Annotated in this window: 16 protein-coding genes; 12 read left to right on the forward strand and 4 right to left on the reverse strand. The window is 55.1% G+C overall.

Annotated features, from left to right (window positions below):
* Nucleotides 1–7 precede the first annotated feature (7 nt).
* The 8 genes from J1779_RS19665 (at nt 8) to J1779_RS19700 (ending at nt 8,758) form a co-directional block, all read left to right on the forward strand.
* Nucleotides 8–565 (forward strand): formate hydrogenlyase complex iron-sulfur subunit, encoded by a 558-nt coding sequence (locus tag J1779_RS19665; protein ID WP_217204569.1) that lies wholly within the window; start codon nt 8–10, stop codon nt 563–565.
* The gene (locus J1779_RS19670; protein ID WP_217204570.1) at nt 562–1,359 is read left to right on the forward strand and encodes an NADH-quinone oxidoreductase subunit B family protein; all 798 of its coding nucleotides are present in this window, start codon (nt 562–564) and stop codon (nt 1,357–1,359) included. The genes J1779_RS19665 and J1779_RS19670 overlap by 4 nt, the downstream gene beginning before the upstream one ends.
* Nucleotides 1,359–1,838, forward strand: coding sequence for a formate hydrogenlyase maturation HycH family protein (locus J1779_RS19675; protein ID WP_217204571.1), 480 nt, complete (start codon nt 1,359–1,361; stop codon nt 1,836–1,838). The genes J1779_RS19670 and J1779_RS19675 overlap by 1 nt, the downstream gene beginning before the upstream one ends.
* Nucleotides 1,831–2,316, forward strand: coding sequence for a hydrogenase maturation peptidase HycI (gene hycI, locus J1779_RS19680; RefSeq protein WP_122097486.1), 486 nt, complete (start codon nt 1,831–1,833; stop codon nt 2,314–2,316). The genes J1779_RS19675 and hycI overlap by 8 nt, the downstream gene beginning before the upstream one ends.
* Before the next feature lie 218 nt (nt 2,317–2,534).
* Nucleotides 2,535–3,080: an electron transport protein HydN gene (hydN, locus tag J1779_RS19685; protein ID WP_217204572.1), complete on the forward strand. Its 546-nt coding sequence runs from the start codon at nt 2,535–2,537 to the stop codon at nt 3,078–3,080.
* 23 nt (nt 3,081–3,103) lie between these two features.
* Entirely contained in the window at nt 3,104–5,275 is a 2,172-nt protein-coding gene (fdhF, locus tag J1779_RS19690) for a formate dehydrogenase subunit alpha (RefSeq protein WP_056774208.1), read from the forward strand.
* A gap of 145 nt (nt 5,276–5,420) precedes the next feature.
* A complete protein-coding gene (hypF, locus tag J1779_RS19695) occupies nt 5,421–7,718 on the forward strand; it encodes a carbamoyltransferase HypF (protein WP_238485228.1) in 2,298 nt (765 codons plus the stop codon).
* 14 nt (nt 7,719–7,732) lie between these two features.
* Nucleotides 7,733–8,758 (forward strand): HoxN/HupN/NixA family nickel/cobalt transporter, encoded by a 1,026-nt coding sequence (locus J1779_RS19700; protein ID WP_217204574.1) that lies wholly within the window; start codon nt 7,733–7,735, stop codon nt 8,756–8,758.
* 17 nt (nt 8,759–8,775) lie between these two features.
* Here the strand turns inward: J1779_RS19700 and csgC are convergent, their stop codons facing one another.
* The 3 genes from csgC to J1779_RS19715 all read right to left on the reverse strand — a co-directional run bounded on the left by csgC (nt 8,776) and on the right by J1779_RS19715 (nt 10,206).
* On the reverse strand, nt 8,776–9,105 hold the full coding sequence (gene csgC, locus J1779_RS19705) for a curli assembly chaperone CsgC (RefSeq protein WP_056774196.1): 330 nt from the start codon (nt 9,103–9,105) through the stop codon (nt 8,776–8,778).
* A gap of 90 nt (nt 9,106–9,195) precedes the next feature.
* The gene (gene csgA / locus J1779_RS19710; RefSeq protein WP_122097481.1) at nt 9,196–9,669 is read right to left on the reverse strand and encodes a curli major subunit CsgA; all 474 of its coding nucleotides are present in this window, start codon (nt 9,667–9,669) and stop codon (nt 9,196–9,198) included.
* Nucleotides 9,670–9,717: 48 nt separating this feature from the next.
* Nucleotides 9,718–10,206, reverse strand: a complete 489-nt coding sequence (locus J1779_RS19715; protein WP_122097480.1) for a curlin — start codon at nt 10,204–10,206, stop codon at nt 9,718–9,720.
* Nucleotides 10,207–11,084: 878 nt separating this feature from the next.
* Here J1779_RS19715 and csgD point away from each other — a divergent pair.
* From csgD to csgG, 4 genes are all read left to right on the forward strand, one after another.
* The gene (gene csgD / locus J1779_RS19720) at nt 11,085–11,735 is read left to right on the forward strand and encodes a biofilm master transcriptional regulator CsgD (protein ID WP_056774184.1); all 651 of its coding nucleotides are present in this window, start codon (nt 11,085–11,087) and stop codon (nt 11,733–11,735) included.
* A 4-nt stretch (nt 11,736–11,739) separates the two neighbouring features.
* Nucleotides 11,740–12,135, forward strand: coding sequence for a curli production assembly/transport protein CsgE (gene csgE / locus J1779_RS19725; protein WP_217204575.1), 396 nt, complete (start codon nt 11,740–11,742; stop codon nt 12,133–12,135).
* Between the two features lie 60 nt (nt 12,136–12,195).
* On the forward strand, nt 12,196–12,588 hold the full coding sequence (gene csgF / locus J1779_RS19730) for a curli production assembly/transport protein CsgF (protein WP_056774376.1): 393 nt from the start codon (nt 12,196–12,198) through the stop codon (nt 12,586–12,588).
* A gap of 72 nt (nt 12,589–12,660) precedes the next feature.
* Nucleotides 12,661–13,494 carry a curli production assembly/transport protein CsgG gene (csgG, locus tag J1779_RS19735; protein ID WP_056774181.1) on the forward strand — a complete coding sequence of 278 codons (834 nt, stop codon included), beginning with the start codon at nt 12,661–12,663 and terminating at the stop codon, nt 13,492–13,494.
* 66 nt (nt 13,495–13,560) lie between these two features.
* Here csgG and J1779_RS19740 read toward each other — a convergent pair whose 3' ends face one another.
* Nucleotides 13,561–14,019, reverse strand: coding sequence for a nuclear transport factor 2 family protein (locus J1779_RS19740; RefSeq protein ID WP_217204576.1), 459 nt, complete (start codon nt 14,017–14,019; stop codon nt 13,561–13,563).
* Nucleotides 14,020–14,175 lie beyond the last annotated feature (156 nt).

A 14,175-nucleotide genomic window follows, 5' to 3' on the forward strand; every position in this document is an offset into this window, starting at 1 on the left:
CTCACTCATGCTGAAACTGATAAAAAAAGTGCTGAAAACCGGCACGGCGACGGTGGCCTATCCGTTTAAACCACTGGATCTGGCACCGAACTTTCGGGGTAAACCGCAGTACAACGCGCAGCAGTGCATCGCCTGCGGCGCCTGCGCCAACGCCTGTCCGTCCAATGCGCTGACCATGACCACGGCAGAAGACGGCGAAACGATCCGCTGGCAGTTGTTTTTAGGGCGCTGCATTTTCTGCGCCCGCTGCGAGGAGGTCTGCCCGACGGCGGCCATTACGCTCTCACAGGAATTTGAACTGGCGGTGTGGCGCAAAGAAGATCTGTTCGAAACGGCAGATTTTCCCGTCTGCCACTGCCGTGAATGTGGCAAAGCCTATGCCGTGCAGAAAGAAATCGACTTTGCACTCAGCCTGTTACAGGAAAACGGCGCGCTGAGCGAGCGGCAAATCGCCGACCGGCGCATCCAGTATGAAACCTGCCCGGAGTGCAAAAAAATGCACTGTCTTTCTTCCACCGACCGCATTGATATCGGCCGACATATGACCACGGAGGCGCAGTCATGAGCCAGACGCTGATCGGCCCGCGTGACGAACATGGCCTGCCGGTGCCCGTCACCCTTGATGAAAGCATCGCCAAACTGAAATCCACCCTGCTCACCCGCATCCGCCGCTCTGCCTACGTCTACCGCGTGGACTGCGGCGGCTGCAACGGCTGTGAAATCGAGATTTTCGCCGCGATCTCCCCGCTGTTTGATGCCGAACGTTTTGGGATCAAAGTGGTGCCCTCACCGCGTCATGCCGACATTTTACTGTTTACCGGTGCCGTCACCCGCGCCATGCGCGTGCCTGCGCTGCGCGCCTGGGATTCTGCCCCTGATCCTAAAATCAGTATTTCCTACGGGGCCTGCGGCAACAGCGGCGGCATTTTCCACGACCTTTATTGTGTCTGGGGCGGCACTGACAAGATCGTGCCGGTGGATGTGTACATTCCCGGCTGCCCGCCCACGCCTGCCGCCACCATTTATGGTTTTGCGATGGCGCTTGGCCTGCTGGATCAGAAAATCAAAGGCCAGCAACACGACGAGGCTGCCCGCGAACCGGCGGCATTATTGCATCCCGACCTGCCGCAACCGCTGCGCGTATTGCTCGATCGCGAAGCCCGCCGCATGGCCGGTTACCGCTATGGCCGCCAGATTGCCGATCGCTTTATGGAGCTGGTCGCCGCGCCCGGCCTGCAACCGGTAGAACAGCGCATCTCGGCCTATCTGGATGAACAAGGGGATATGCGGCTCAACGAAATCGTCGGCAACCTGCAACAGATTTACCAGCAGGTGCTGCGCGGGGAGGTACGCCTGTGATGACCTCCGCCAACGATAACCGTTATGCCCGGCATCAGACCCCGGCGGGCATCACGCCTGAAAAGAACAAAGTGATTTTCTATTCGCTGAGCAGCAAGTTCGTCGATGAAAAGCGCGCGCAGAAACGCAGCTCGCAAAAAGTGCAGGAAGTCATTTATTACAGTCTGGCGATCGGCCATCACCTTGGGGTCATCGACTGCCTGAAATCCCGCCTCGAATGCCCGCTTGATGATTATCGCCGGTGGATAGACCTTCTGCCGGAGAACGGTGAGGCGCACCGGAAACTGGCCGGAGTGCAACGCTTCGGCGAGATCAATATCGACAGCACACACACGCACTGCCTGGCGCTGGCGCTGCGCGCTGCGCGCCAGCAGATGACCCCGCAGCAACAGGGCTGGAGCGATGCGCTGGTCGCCCTGCTCCAGCAAATCGAAAACGACCCCGCCATGTACCTGATGGTCAGGAGATACGATGCCTGATTTACCTTCCCGCTACGCGCTGCTGTGCGTCGGCAACAGCATGATGGGTGACGATGGCGCAGGCCCGCGGCTGGCCGAACTGTGCGCCGAACGGCCACTGCCCGGCTGGACCGTCGTGGACGGCGGTGCCGCGCCGGAAAACGATATCGGTTTTTTACGCGAACTGCGCCCGCAGCATCTGGTGATTGTCGATGCCACCGACATGGGGCTGGCGCCCGGCGAAATGCGCATCATCAATGAAGAGGACATCGGTGAGATGTTCATGATGACCACCCACAACCTGCCGCTGACGTTTCTGATTCAGCAACTGCGTGAAGATATCCCGGACATCACGTTTGTTGGCATCCAGCCGGATGTGGTGGCGTTTTATTACCCGATGAGCGCGGTGGTGGAACAGGCGGTCAGGCATCTGCATCAGCGGCTGCCGGCACTGGAAACCGGCTTAGGTATCGCGCTTTATGCTGCCGGGGATGCCTGACATCGGCTATCGACACATCTGTCGAGGCGGTGACGAAGCGGGCATGACGTCAGCGCCCTGTTTCGTCACTGTGAATAATCACTTCGCTAACCCGTTGAATCAAAAGCGTAAAAATTAACCCTCTGAACTGGCACGGTTTATGTATAGCCAGAGCAGCAATGTCGTCAGGCCGGTGTCATCCGGCTTCATAAGAAAATCCGGAATCAGGAGAGTTGAAGATGAACCGGTTTATTATCGCCGACCCTAAAAAATGTATCGGCTGCCGTACCTGTGAAATTGCCTGCGTCATGGCTCACAGTGAATCGCAGGATATCTCGCTGCTTAACGCCGCCACATTCGCGCCGCGTTTGCACGTGATCAAGGGCGTTAATCTGAGCACCGCCGTCATGTGCCGCCAGTGTGAAGACGCGCCCTGCGCCAATGTCTGCCCGAACGGGGCTATCAGCCGCGTCGGCGACCGCGTTCAGGTGATGCAGGAGCGCTGCATCGGTTGTAAAACCTGTGTCGTTGCCTGCCCGTACGGCGCGATGGAAGTGGTCACCAAACCGATTTTCCGCCAGAACGGCGCGGCCATGACCGCCACCTCTGACAAAGCCGAAGCGCATAAATGCGATTTGTGCCACGCCCGTGCCGGTGGCCCGGCCTGTATGGAAATTTGCCCGACGAAGGCGCTGTACGCCATCGACCGCAATCACTTACAGGAAATGAACACAGAAAAACGCCGCCGCGCTGCGCTCGATAGCACCTCCCCCCTGCTGTTTTAACCTCGGATAGAGGAAGGAAGATCATGAAAAAAGTCACCACTGTCTGCCCATACTGTGGGGCGGGATGCAAAATGAATCTGGTTGTGGATAACGGTAAAATTATCCGCGCAGAAGCTGCCAATGGCGTGACCAATCAGGGCGAGCTGTGCCTGAAAGGCTATTACGGCTGGGATTTTCTCAATGACACTAAACTGCTGACGCCGCGCCTGACACAGCCGCTGATCCGCCGCCAGAAGGGCGGAAAATTCGAAGCGGTCAGTTGGGATGAAGCCATCCGTTACACCGCGCAGCGTCTGAAAGAGATCAAACAAAAACATGGCCCGCGTTCGATCATGCACACCGGTTCTTCCCGCGGAACCGGCAATGAAACCAACTATGTGATGCAGAAATTCGCCCGCGCGGTGATCGGCACGAACAACGTCGACTGCTGCGCCCGCGTGTGTCACGGCCCGTCGGTTGCCGGTTTGCAGGCCACCCTCGGCAACGGCGCGATGAGCAATTCCATCGGCGATATTGAGAATTCCAAATGCCTGCTGGTGATCGGCTATAACTGTGCCGATTCACACCCGATCGTTGCCCGCAGGGTGATCAAAGCCAAAGAGAAAGGCGCGCAGATCATTGTGTGCGATCCGCGTCGTATCGAAACCGCGCGCATCGCCGATCAGCATCTGCAAATCAAAAACGGCTGCAACATGGCGCTGGTGAATGCGTTTGCCCATGTGCTGATCGAAGAAAATTTGTATGACCACGACTACGTCGCCAAATACACCGAAGGCTTCGAGGAGTACCGCAAAAACGTCGCGGATTATTCGCCGGAAAAAGTCGCGGAACAGACCGGCGTCAGTGCACAGCAAATCCGTCAGGCAATGCGCACGTACGCCGCCGCGCCGTCTGCCACCATCATGTGGGGCATGGGCGTCACGCAGTTTGGTCAGGCAGTGGACGTGGTGAAAGGGCTGGCCGGGCTGGCATTGCTGACCGGGAACCTTGGCCGGGCAAACGTCGGCGTCGGGCCGGTGCGCGGTCAGAATAATGTGCAGGGTGCCTGCGATATGGGCGTGCTGCCAAACGAATTCCCCGGCTATCAGTCTGTGACTGATGCCAAAGTCCGCGCAAAATTCGCCGATGCCTGGGGTATCGACGTGAATCAGATGGATGCACAAATCGGCCACCGCATCACCGAGATCCCCCATCTGGCGCTGGAAGGACAGGTAAAAGCCTATTACATCATGGGTGAAGATCCGTTGCAGACCGAAGCCGATTTAAGCCTGGTGCGTAAGGGCTTCGAAGCGCTGGAGTTTGTGGTTGTGCAGGACATCTTCATGACCAAAACCGCCGAGCAGGCCGATGTGATCCTGCCGGCCACCTCCTGGGGTGAGCACGGCGGCGTATTCTCCTGCGCCGACCGCGGTTTCCAGCGTTTCGAGAAAGCCATCGAACCGAAATACAACGTCAAGCGTGACTGGGAAATCATCAGCCTGCTGGCAACGGAACTGGGCTATCCGATGCATTACAACGATAACCAGGAAATCTGGGACGAAATGCGCGAGCTGTGCCCGCTGTTTTACGGCGCAACCTACGAAAAAATGGGCACGCTCGGGCATATCCAGTGGCCGTGCACCACGCTGGAAAGTCCGGGGACTCAGTACCTTTATCAGGACAATCATTTCGACACGCCAACCGGCAAAGGCCAGCTTTTCGCTGCACCGTGGCGCGCCCCGGCTGAAGTGCCGGACGGCGAGTATCCGCTGGTGTTGTGTACCGTGCGCGAAGTCGGCCACTACTCCTGCCGTTCGATGACCGGTAACTGCGCCGCCCTGCAAACGCTGGCCGACGAGCCGGGCTTCGTGCAGATGCATCCGCAGGATGCGCAGGCGCTGGGGATCCGCGATCAGCAACTGGTCTGGGTCGCCTCCCGCCGTGGCAAAGTCATTTCCCGCGCCAACTTTAACGAGCGCATCAATATTGGCGCGGTGTACATGACCTATCAGTGGTGGATCGGTGCCTGTAATGAGCTGACGCAGGAAAATCTGGATCCGATCTCAAAAACGCCGGAAACCAAATACTGTGCGGTCAACGTGGAAAACATCGCCGATCAGCGCTGGGCGGAAGACTATGCACAGCAAAGCTACAGCGACATGAAAGCACGTCTGCGCCGTGCCGTTGAAGATGTGATCCCGGTGGTTGAAGTTTAGGTTAATGGAGATCCGCACCTCAAAGTGTGAGGTGTCGTTTTGCTCCCTCCCCTGCAACGGGGAGGGGTCGGGAGGGGGTATAAATGACAACGCGGGATCCGCCGTGGCCATGAATCCCCCTCCCCGCCATTTAAAAAGGGTTTTTATGTCTGGCTTACTCATTCGCATCAGTGGCAAAGTCCAGGGCGTCGGTTTCCGGCCTTTTATCTGGCAACTGGCTGACCGTTTACAACTTCGCGGTGAAGTCTGTAACGACAGCGCGGGAGTGGAAATCAGACTGCTGAAACCGGTCAATATCGACATTTTTGTCGAACAGTTACAACGCCACTGCCCTCCGCTGGCGCGCATTGACAGCATTACACTGGGTCCTTTCGACTGGCAGGATCCGCCACACAGTTTCACGATCACCGGCAGTCGCAAAAGTCAGATGGACACTCAGGTGGTGCCGGATGCCGCGACCTGCCCGGCCTGTCTGAAGGATATTCAGCAGCCCGGCGATCGTCGCTTCGGCTATGCCTTCACCAACTGCACCCACTGCGGCCCGCGCTTTACGTTGATCCGTTCAATGCCCTACGACCGCCCTTCCACCAGCATGGCGGAATTTACGCTGTGCCCTGCGTGTTTACAGGAATATCACAACCCCGCCGACCGGCGGTTTCATGCGCAGCCGGTCGCCTGCCCTCACTGCGGGCCGGGGCTCAGCGCCACCGGACAAAATGGTGAGGTGCTGGCACAGGATCAGACGGCCATCGCGCAGGCCGTGATTGCGCTGCGCGCCGGTAACATTGTCGCCATCAAAGGGCTGGGCGGTTTTCATCTGGCCTGTGACGCCACGCAGCAGGCCGCCGTGATGCGGCTGCGGGCACGAAAACATCGTCCGACAAAACCGCTGGCCGTGATGCTGCCGGACATCCGCTGGCTGGCGCGCTGCACGGATGACCCGGCATCGCCCGCGCTGCGGGAAGTGTTGCAGTCCCCCGCCGCACCCATCGTGCTGACGCAGAAAAAAAAGAGTTCTGTGCTGTGTGAGGCCATCGCCCCCGATTTAGATGAGGTCGGGCTGATGCTGCCGTTTACGCCGCTGCATCATTTACTGATGCAGGCCTACCCGACCCCGCTGGTCATGACCTCGGGAAATGCGGCGGGTTGCGCACCGGCGTTATCCAACACCGACGCGCTGCGCCAGCTCGACGGCATTGCCGATCTGTGGCTGCTGCACAACCGTGAAATCGTCCAGCGTGCCGATGATTCACTGGTACGCCTGACCCCGCAGGGCACTGAAATATTGCGGCGTGCCAGGGGTTATGTGCCGGACGCCCTGCCATTGCCGCCGGGTTTTCTCGTGCAACCGACGTTGCTTGCGCTCGGAGGCGATCTGAAAAATACGTTTTGTCTGGTCCGTGGCGGGCAGGCGATACTCAGCGCGCACTTTGGTTCGCTGGCGCACCGCGATGTTGCCCTGCAACAGCAGCAGGCGATTGAACATTTCCAGCATCTTTATGCCTGTACGCCCGTGACCCTCGCCCGCGATGCGCATCCCGCTTATGTCAGCCATGTTCAGGCGGACAAGCCCGGCACGCGGGTGGTGGATGTATTGCATCATCATGCCCACATCGCCGCCTGTCTGGCGGAACACCGCTGGCCGCTGGAGGGCGGAAACGTCATCGGGCTGGTGCTGGATGGCCTGGGATACGGTCAGAAAGGCCAGCTTTGGGGCGGCGAATGCCTGCTGGTGAACTATCGCCGGTGCGAACACATGGGCGGATTACCGCCGGTGGCTCTGCCGGGCGGCGACCGCGCCGCGCGTGAACCCTGGCGAAATCTTCTGGCGCAGTGGATGGCGTTTGTGCCGGGCTGGCAGCACCTTCCTGAAGCGCAAACGTTGCTTACTCAGCCATGGCAGCCGCTGTCAAAAGCGATTGTGGCGGGCATCAATTCCCCGCTGGCCTCCTCCTGCGGGCGTTTATTCGATGCCGTGGCAGCCGCGACCGGCTGCGCCCCGGAAAGTCTGAGCTGGGAAGGTGAGGCCGCCTGCCGTCTGGAAGCGCTGGCACATCAGGCATACGGCGTAAAACATCCTGTCACCCTGCCGCTCATTCACGCCGCTGACGGCACCTTTCTGGATTTGGCCGTTTTCTGGCAGCAATGGCTCGGCTGGCAGGCGACACCTGCCGAACGCGCGTTCGCTTTTCATGACGCACTGGCACAAGGTTTTGCTGCCCTGGCCCGCTATTACTGCGCGAAAAACGGCACCCGCACTGTCGCACTGAGCGGCGGCGTGCTGCATAACCGGCTGCTGCGCCAGCTTTTACATCAGGCTTTATCGCCACTGCACATTCTGTTGCCGCGGGAGTATCCGGCAGGTGACGGCGGGCTGGCTCTGGGTCAGGCGATTGTCGCCTGCGCCCGTCTTCAGTCTGTTTCTGGTTTCAATCTGAATTAACAATAAGGATCCCCATGATTAACCGCGATTTTTTCCATACGCATCGCCGCGCCTTCTGGCTTTTTATCGGCCTGATTGCCGTCAATCTTCTGGCGTGGGGCTGGGCGCTGGCGGCGTTTCGCCACAATGCCGCGCTGATTGCAGCTGCGCTGCTGGCGTACGGTTACGGGTTGCGTCATGCGGTGGATGCTGACCATATCGCGGCCATCGATAACGTCACCCGCAAGCTGATGCAGCAGGGTCAGCGGCCGGTGGCCGTCGGGGCTTTTTTCTCGCTGGGACATTCGAGCATTGTGGTGCTGGCCTGCGTGGCGATTGCAGCCACCTCGCTGGTCTTTGGCAATAAAATCGGCTGGCTGCACGATTACGGCAGCACCCTCGGCACGCTGGTTTCTGCTCTGTTTTTATTGATGATGGCGCTGCTGAATGCGCTGATCCTGCGCGATGTTTACCGCCGTTTTCAGAAAGTAAAACGCGGTCAGACCTTCAGCGGTAAAGAGGAACTGCATCAGGTTCAGGGCGGCGTGATGAGCCGGTTGTTCAGCTTCGCTTTCAATATGGTGAATAAAAGCTGGCAGATGTATCTGGTGGGATTTCTGTTCGGGCTGGGTTTCGACACCGCCACGGAGATCGGCCTGCTGGGCATCTCGGCGGCGGGCGCCTCTTCCGGGATGTCGGTGTGGAGCATTATGGTGTTTCCGGCGCTGTTCGCCAGCGGCATGGCGCTGATTGATTCACTGGATAATTTTGTGATGGTTGGCGCGTATGGCTGGGCGTTCGACAAGCCGGTTCGCAAGCTCTATTACAACATGACCATTACCGCCACGAGCGTCTTCATTGCGCTGTTTATCGGCGGGCTGGAAGCGCTGGGGCTGATGGCCGACAAGCTGAATCTGCACGGCGGATTGTGGCGGGTAGTGGAACATCTCAACGACAACATGGGCAGCGTCGGTTACGCCGCGGTAGCGATTTTCATCCTGTTCTGGGGCATTTCGGCGCTGAATTATCGCCGTAAAGGCTATGACTCCCTGACGGTCTGAAACCCCGGATCCTGCGGTTACGCATCACCCGGCAAGGTTATCTGCTTTTCCAGACGCAGCGTACCGCCGTCTGTCACTGTGATCATGATTTGCGTTTTACTGCCCGGCTGCACGGCAAAGCGCATCTGCCCGAGCGGCTGTGGCTGATTGGCAGAAAGATTGACGTTGCTGCTCTGGCGGCTGGTGCTGTTGCCCGCGCTGCCTTGTTGCGAAACGGACACCGCCACCTGGCAGGCGCAGGCTTTGGTGAGGCTGACCATCGGGGTGATGACGTAATTCTGCGCCTCATTATGCGTATCAAACCAAAGCTGATTGGACATGACGGCGGCGATCAGGAGTAAATGCATAGCCTTTATTCTCCGGGTTCAGTCGAAAAAAAACAGGGCTAGTGCCCTGTTCTGCTTTGCTCCTCCCCTTCGCAGGGGAGGAATGGTTAATCAGTTTTGACTGGCGTAGGCCAGGTTAGCTGTACCAAGCTGGGTGATGCTGGTCAGAGAACCGTTTGCGCCTTGTGAAGCCTGCGCGTAGTTGCCTGAACCGTTTTGAGAAACAAGCACTTTACTGCCGTTAGCGGATTGCGACACGTTAGCCGTGTTGTATTCGCCTTTCTGCGCCACACTGATCAGGCTGCCGTCGCCAGTCTGATTCGTGCCAGAGGTGTTTCTGAACCCGTCCTGATTTACCGCAGTCAGCGATTTCTGCGCACCGGTTTGAGTGGCATTCGCCAGGTTAGCAGTACCCTGCTGGTAAATCTGAATTTCAGAATTCCACTGGGTGGCCGTGAATGTCGGCACTGTTGATGGAGGTGTAGAAGGACCACCACCGCCGCCGCCACCATGATTTTGACCCGTTGCAAATGCACTGCCACTAACGACTAAAGCGGAGACTGCCACAATTTTCCAAAGTTTCATGATGCTACCCCATTGGTTTAATATCGGATGTCATAAGAACGTATGTTTTTAATGCTGTGTCACTCTAATCGCCATTCCTGACGAGTTTTGCACGACGCCGCTACTCTGGTTCGTTCCATTCTGGCGTATCTCAGTCACACTCCGGCCTTTTTGCAGAATGTAAGCTGTGTTACCAAAATTCTGTTGCGTAATGGATGAATTCCCGCCACCGGTTTGCGATATATAGGCAAAGTTATCGCTGCCGCTTTGAGAAATATCCGCATTATTTCCATTACCTCTTTGTTTTATCAGCGCAGTATTTTCTGAGCCAGACTGCCGGATAACGCTCGTGCTGCCGTTACCTGTTTGATTGCTGTAGGCCATATTGCTACTGCCATTCTGATAAATCGCCGATGTATTCCCTGATGAATTTCCCGCACCTGCATAATAGATTTCAGCGCTGCCGGCACTTATCTCCGGAAAAGCCATATCATATTGTTGTGCGTTAACGACCCAGGATGCTGAAAGTAATGCCAGGGTCAGTAAAGTCTTTTTCATTTCGTCACCCTGTATTAAATCCGGAGAACAATTTCTTGCTGACCGGTTTTATTGCTGTTGACGAATTGATTATGGAGTTTAAGAAAAATAAGGAACTCACCCGCACGTCGTATTTTAATTTCCGGCTTCATCAAAAAGTATGAGTTGCCCCTTCTCATGCGGATTGACCAGTACATTCTGGTTAAAGGTCAATACGGCTAATCTGGTGCATGGCATTAATCCTAAAGTAACGGGAAAGAGTCATTTCATTAATCACACAAATGCAACTATTCTTAATGGCTCGGGAACGTTCCCTTCGACAATAAAGCGATCTGCCGCACATTTCCGTTGCTTATAATTGGGCGAAAAACGCCGCCACACCGCTATTCCTGCCACTTCCTACACCTTTCCATAGGGTTCTGACCCCTGCCACCTAAGTTAAATCGATTATTAGAGCGGGTGGTATTTGAGTTATTAAAGCAGAATGATGAAGTGTATTGCAGAATTTGGAGAATATTTTCGGAGAGGGAATGATTAAAATCGCTGGGTTAACAACGGCAAACGTTAAGATTATGTAAACCCCGTTACTTTAATTTTATTGAACAGGATTTACATTGCGCATGGCAATACATTAGGAAAACTTTATACATTTTACGTTACATTTTGAAACACAAATAGGCCTTGCGTAAGAGAGGCCAAACGCTAAATTGAGTCAGTACCGCACATGAAACGACCTGAAAATATTATGTGCACCAGGTTGTGTTTATTTTCTCTTTTTAGATATACACAGCAAACATACAGCTATAGATTTAGCAAAATAAGTTAACGGCCTCATTATTGCCTTTCTTTAATCCGGCAACAGAAGGCCGTGGCTATAATAATCAAGGCAGGGTTTGATTATGCTTAATGAAGCGGCGATCAATAATAATATTCTTTTATTAGTGACGAAACCGTCATTACAGGCCAGTGCTTTATTGCAGCAATTAAAACAGCAACTTTGTGTCAGTACCCGACTCCATAACATTCAAAAGTCCCTAGAGGATCAATATCTTCATCAGACATTAATTCTCTTCGACATGATGGAGGCAGATCGCCGCACCATTGAGCAGTGGCAATCCGCATTACACCATTATCACGACAGCGTGAAACTGTTGTTACTCAATACGCCTGACGAATACCATTTTCGTGAAATAGAAACCTGGCCGCGGATAAGCGCCGTGTTTTATCTCTCAGCCGATGAAAGCAATCTGGTGGAAGGGATCAAAAGCGTGATCCGTGGCGAATGCTATTTCTCGCAGGGCTTTGCCAGTTACCTGATCAATCAGTCGGGTGCCTTTCGCCAGCTTCACTCGCAAGACACCGGACTGACCCATCGCGAGAAAGAGATCCTCAATAAATTACGTGTGGGGGCGTCGAACACGGAAATTGCGCGGCTGTTATTTATCAGCGAAAACACCGTCAAGACGCATCTTTATAATTTATTTAGAAAAATCTCGGTAAAAAACCGTACTCAGGCGGCGTCCTGGGCCAACGATAATCTCAAGCGCTGACATCATGAGACTTTACAGCAAGACCTTGTGGCTGTGGCTGGTATTGCTTTGCGGCGCCTGCCTGCATGTTCATGCAGCGGAAATTAAAGATCCCGGCCTGGTCATCGATCACACGGTGACCTCGGTCGGCCATGATTTTTATCGCGGTTTTACCGATAAGTGGGACCGCAACTACCCGGAAACCATCACCATTTCAGAAAGGCCCAGCGCACGCTGGGGCAGCTGGATCAGCGTCAAAATAGGCCAGGACACGCTCTACCAGACGCTGTTGTTCCCAAATCGTCGCAATTTTAATAAGGACGTCGACACCGCCATAGATGGCGTCACCGAGGCGCTATCACGTCGCCAGTTAGACAAGGCGTTACTTGGCACCGGGGATCTTGCCCATGATGAATTTTAATGCACAGCCTCTTTTAAGGAGAGCATCGTGAATATTCCAGTCTCAGTCCCCCGCTCGGTGATGCTGCTGGCGTTACTGACGGCGTCCCCGCTTTCCTGGGGCGGCAGTATGGTCTTTCAGTTTGTTAACCCGAACTTCGGCGGCAACCCGAACAATGGCTCGTTTCTGCTCAATGAGGCGCAGGCGCAAAACTCGTACAAAGATCCGGACAGCTATGACTTTGGAACGTCCGGCACGTCGGCGCTGGATAACTTCACTGCCTCGATTCAGTCGCAACTGCTGGGCACGCTGATGGGCAACATCAATCAGGGTAAACCCGGCAGGCTGGTGACGCAGGACTTTATTGTGGATATCCAGAATACCGACGGGCAGCTGGTGATGAATGTCACCGACCGTCAGACCGGCAAAGTGTCCACCATTCAGGTTCAGGGTTTGTCAGCAACGACTAACTGATTCCGACGAACAAAATCCCCAAAAAATTCGATACGAAATCGAAATAAGAAGGGAAAAAACGGGAATGAGATCATGCGCAATTATTTATTACTCATCGCAGTTTTTGTGTTGAGCGGGTGCCTGACAGCAGCACCTAAAGAAGCCGCCAGACCGACATTATTACCGCGTGCGCCGAGCTACACCGACCTGACCCATCTGCCGCCTCCGCAGGGACGGATATTTGTGTCGGTGTACAACATTCAGGATGAAACCGGTCAGTTCAAGCCGTACCCGGCCAGTAACTTCTCGACGGCGGTGCCGCAGAGCGCCACGGCGATGCTGGTGTCCGCGCTGAAAGATTCGAAATGGTTTATACCGCTGGAACGTCAGGGGCTGCAAAACCTGCTCAACGAACGCAAAATTATTCGCGCCGCGCAGGAAAATGGCAGCGTCGCCATCAACAACCAGCGGCCGCTCTCCTCGCTGGTGGCGGCGAATGTCCTGATTGAAGGCTCGATTATCGGTTATGAAAGCAATGTGAAATCAGGCGGGATTGGTGCGCGTTACTTCGGTATCGGCGCCAGCACGCAGTACCAGTTGGACCAGATAGCCGTGAACCTGCGTGCTGTCGACGTCAATACCGGGGAAGTTCTGTCGTCAGTGAATACCAGTAAGACGATATTGTCGTACGAAGTGCAGGCCGGGGTGTTCCGCTTTATCGACTATCAGCGTCTGCTGGAAGGCGAACTGGGCTATACCACCAACGAGCCCGTCATGCTGTGCCTGATGTCGGCCATTGAATCCGGGGTAATTTATCTGGTCAATGACGGTATCGACCGCAATCTGTGGCAGTTGCAGAATCCGTCGGATATCAATTCACCGATACTTCAACGCTACAAAAACACTATTGTCCCTGCCGAATCCTGATGAGAGGCAGTTGGCGAAGGGAAGTGGCGGGTTGAGGCCGCTTCCCTTCTTTTTTTAGGACCAACCTCAGGTTTTGTTCTCCTGAGTTTTCACGCCTTGCTGGTAATTATTAACGCGCTTTTTATCTTCAAGATTAAAATCGGGATCAAGATAAATGCTCAGCCGTTTGATCAGCAACTCGTCAAATTCAAACACCGTACAGAAATGATGACGCCCCGCCTGAGACGTTGGCCAGCGGTCGCCGTTTTGCATCACGCCGCGCATCTGCCCTTCCAGCACCAGGGTGTCGCCGTCGCACAGAAAGCGAAATGCGTCCTGAATATGCTGGATTTTGTCGATCTCCAGCGCAAAACGTTTTCCCAGTTCTCCCAGTGAGGATTTGCCCTGCGCGGTGCCAAACTTAGGAAAGAACAGTTCGACGTCTTCCGTAAAAAGATCTAATAAGGAAGCATCGGCCTGATCCAGTTTGGCGTAAAAAGTCTTCACAACGTCAATGCGCTTTTCTTTCAATGGTTGTTCTGTCATTTTCCACCTCGAAATCACTCCCTCAGCCTCAAGCCTAGTGACTGTCGCTGAATTTGCCAGTTATGTGGCCGGGCTCACAAAAGCCAAACGCCGCCAGTTCAAAGAGATTTCTGCACTCTGCGGCGTAACCCATTACACTTGCAGGATTGTTTACGT

Source organism: Rahnella rivi (assembly GCF_019049655.1).
Classification (GTDB): domain Bacteria; phylum Pseudomonadota; class Gammaproteobacteria; order Enterobacterales; family Enterobacteriaceae; genus Rahnella; species Rahnella rivi.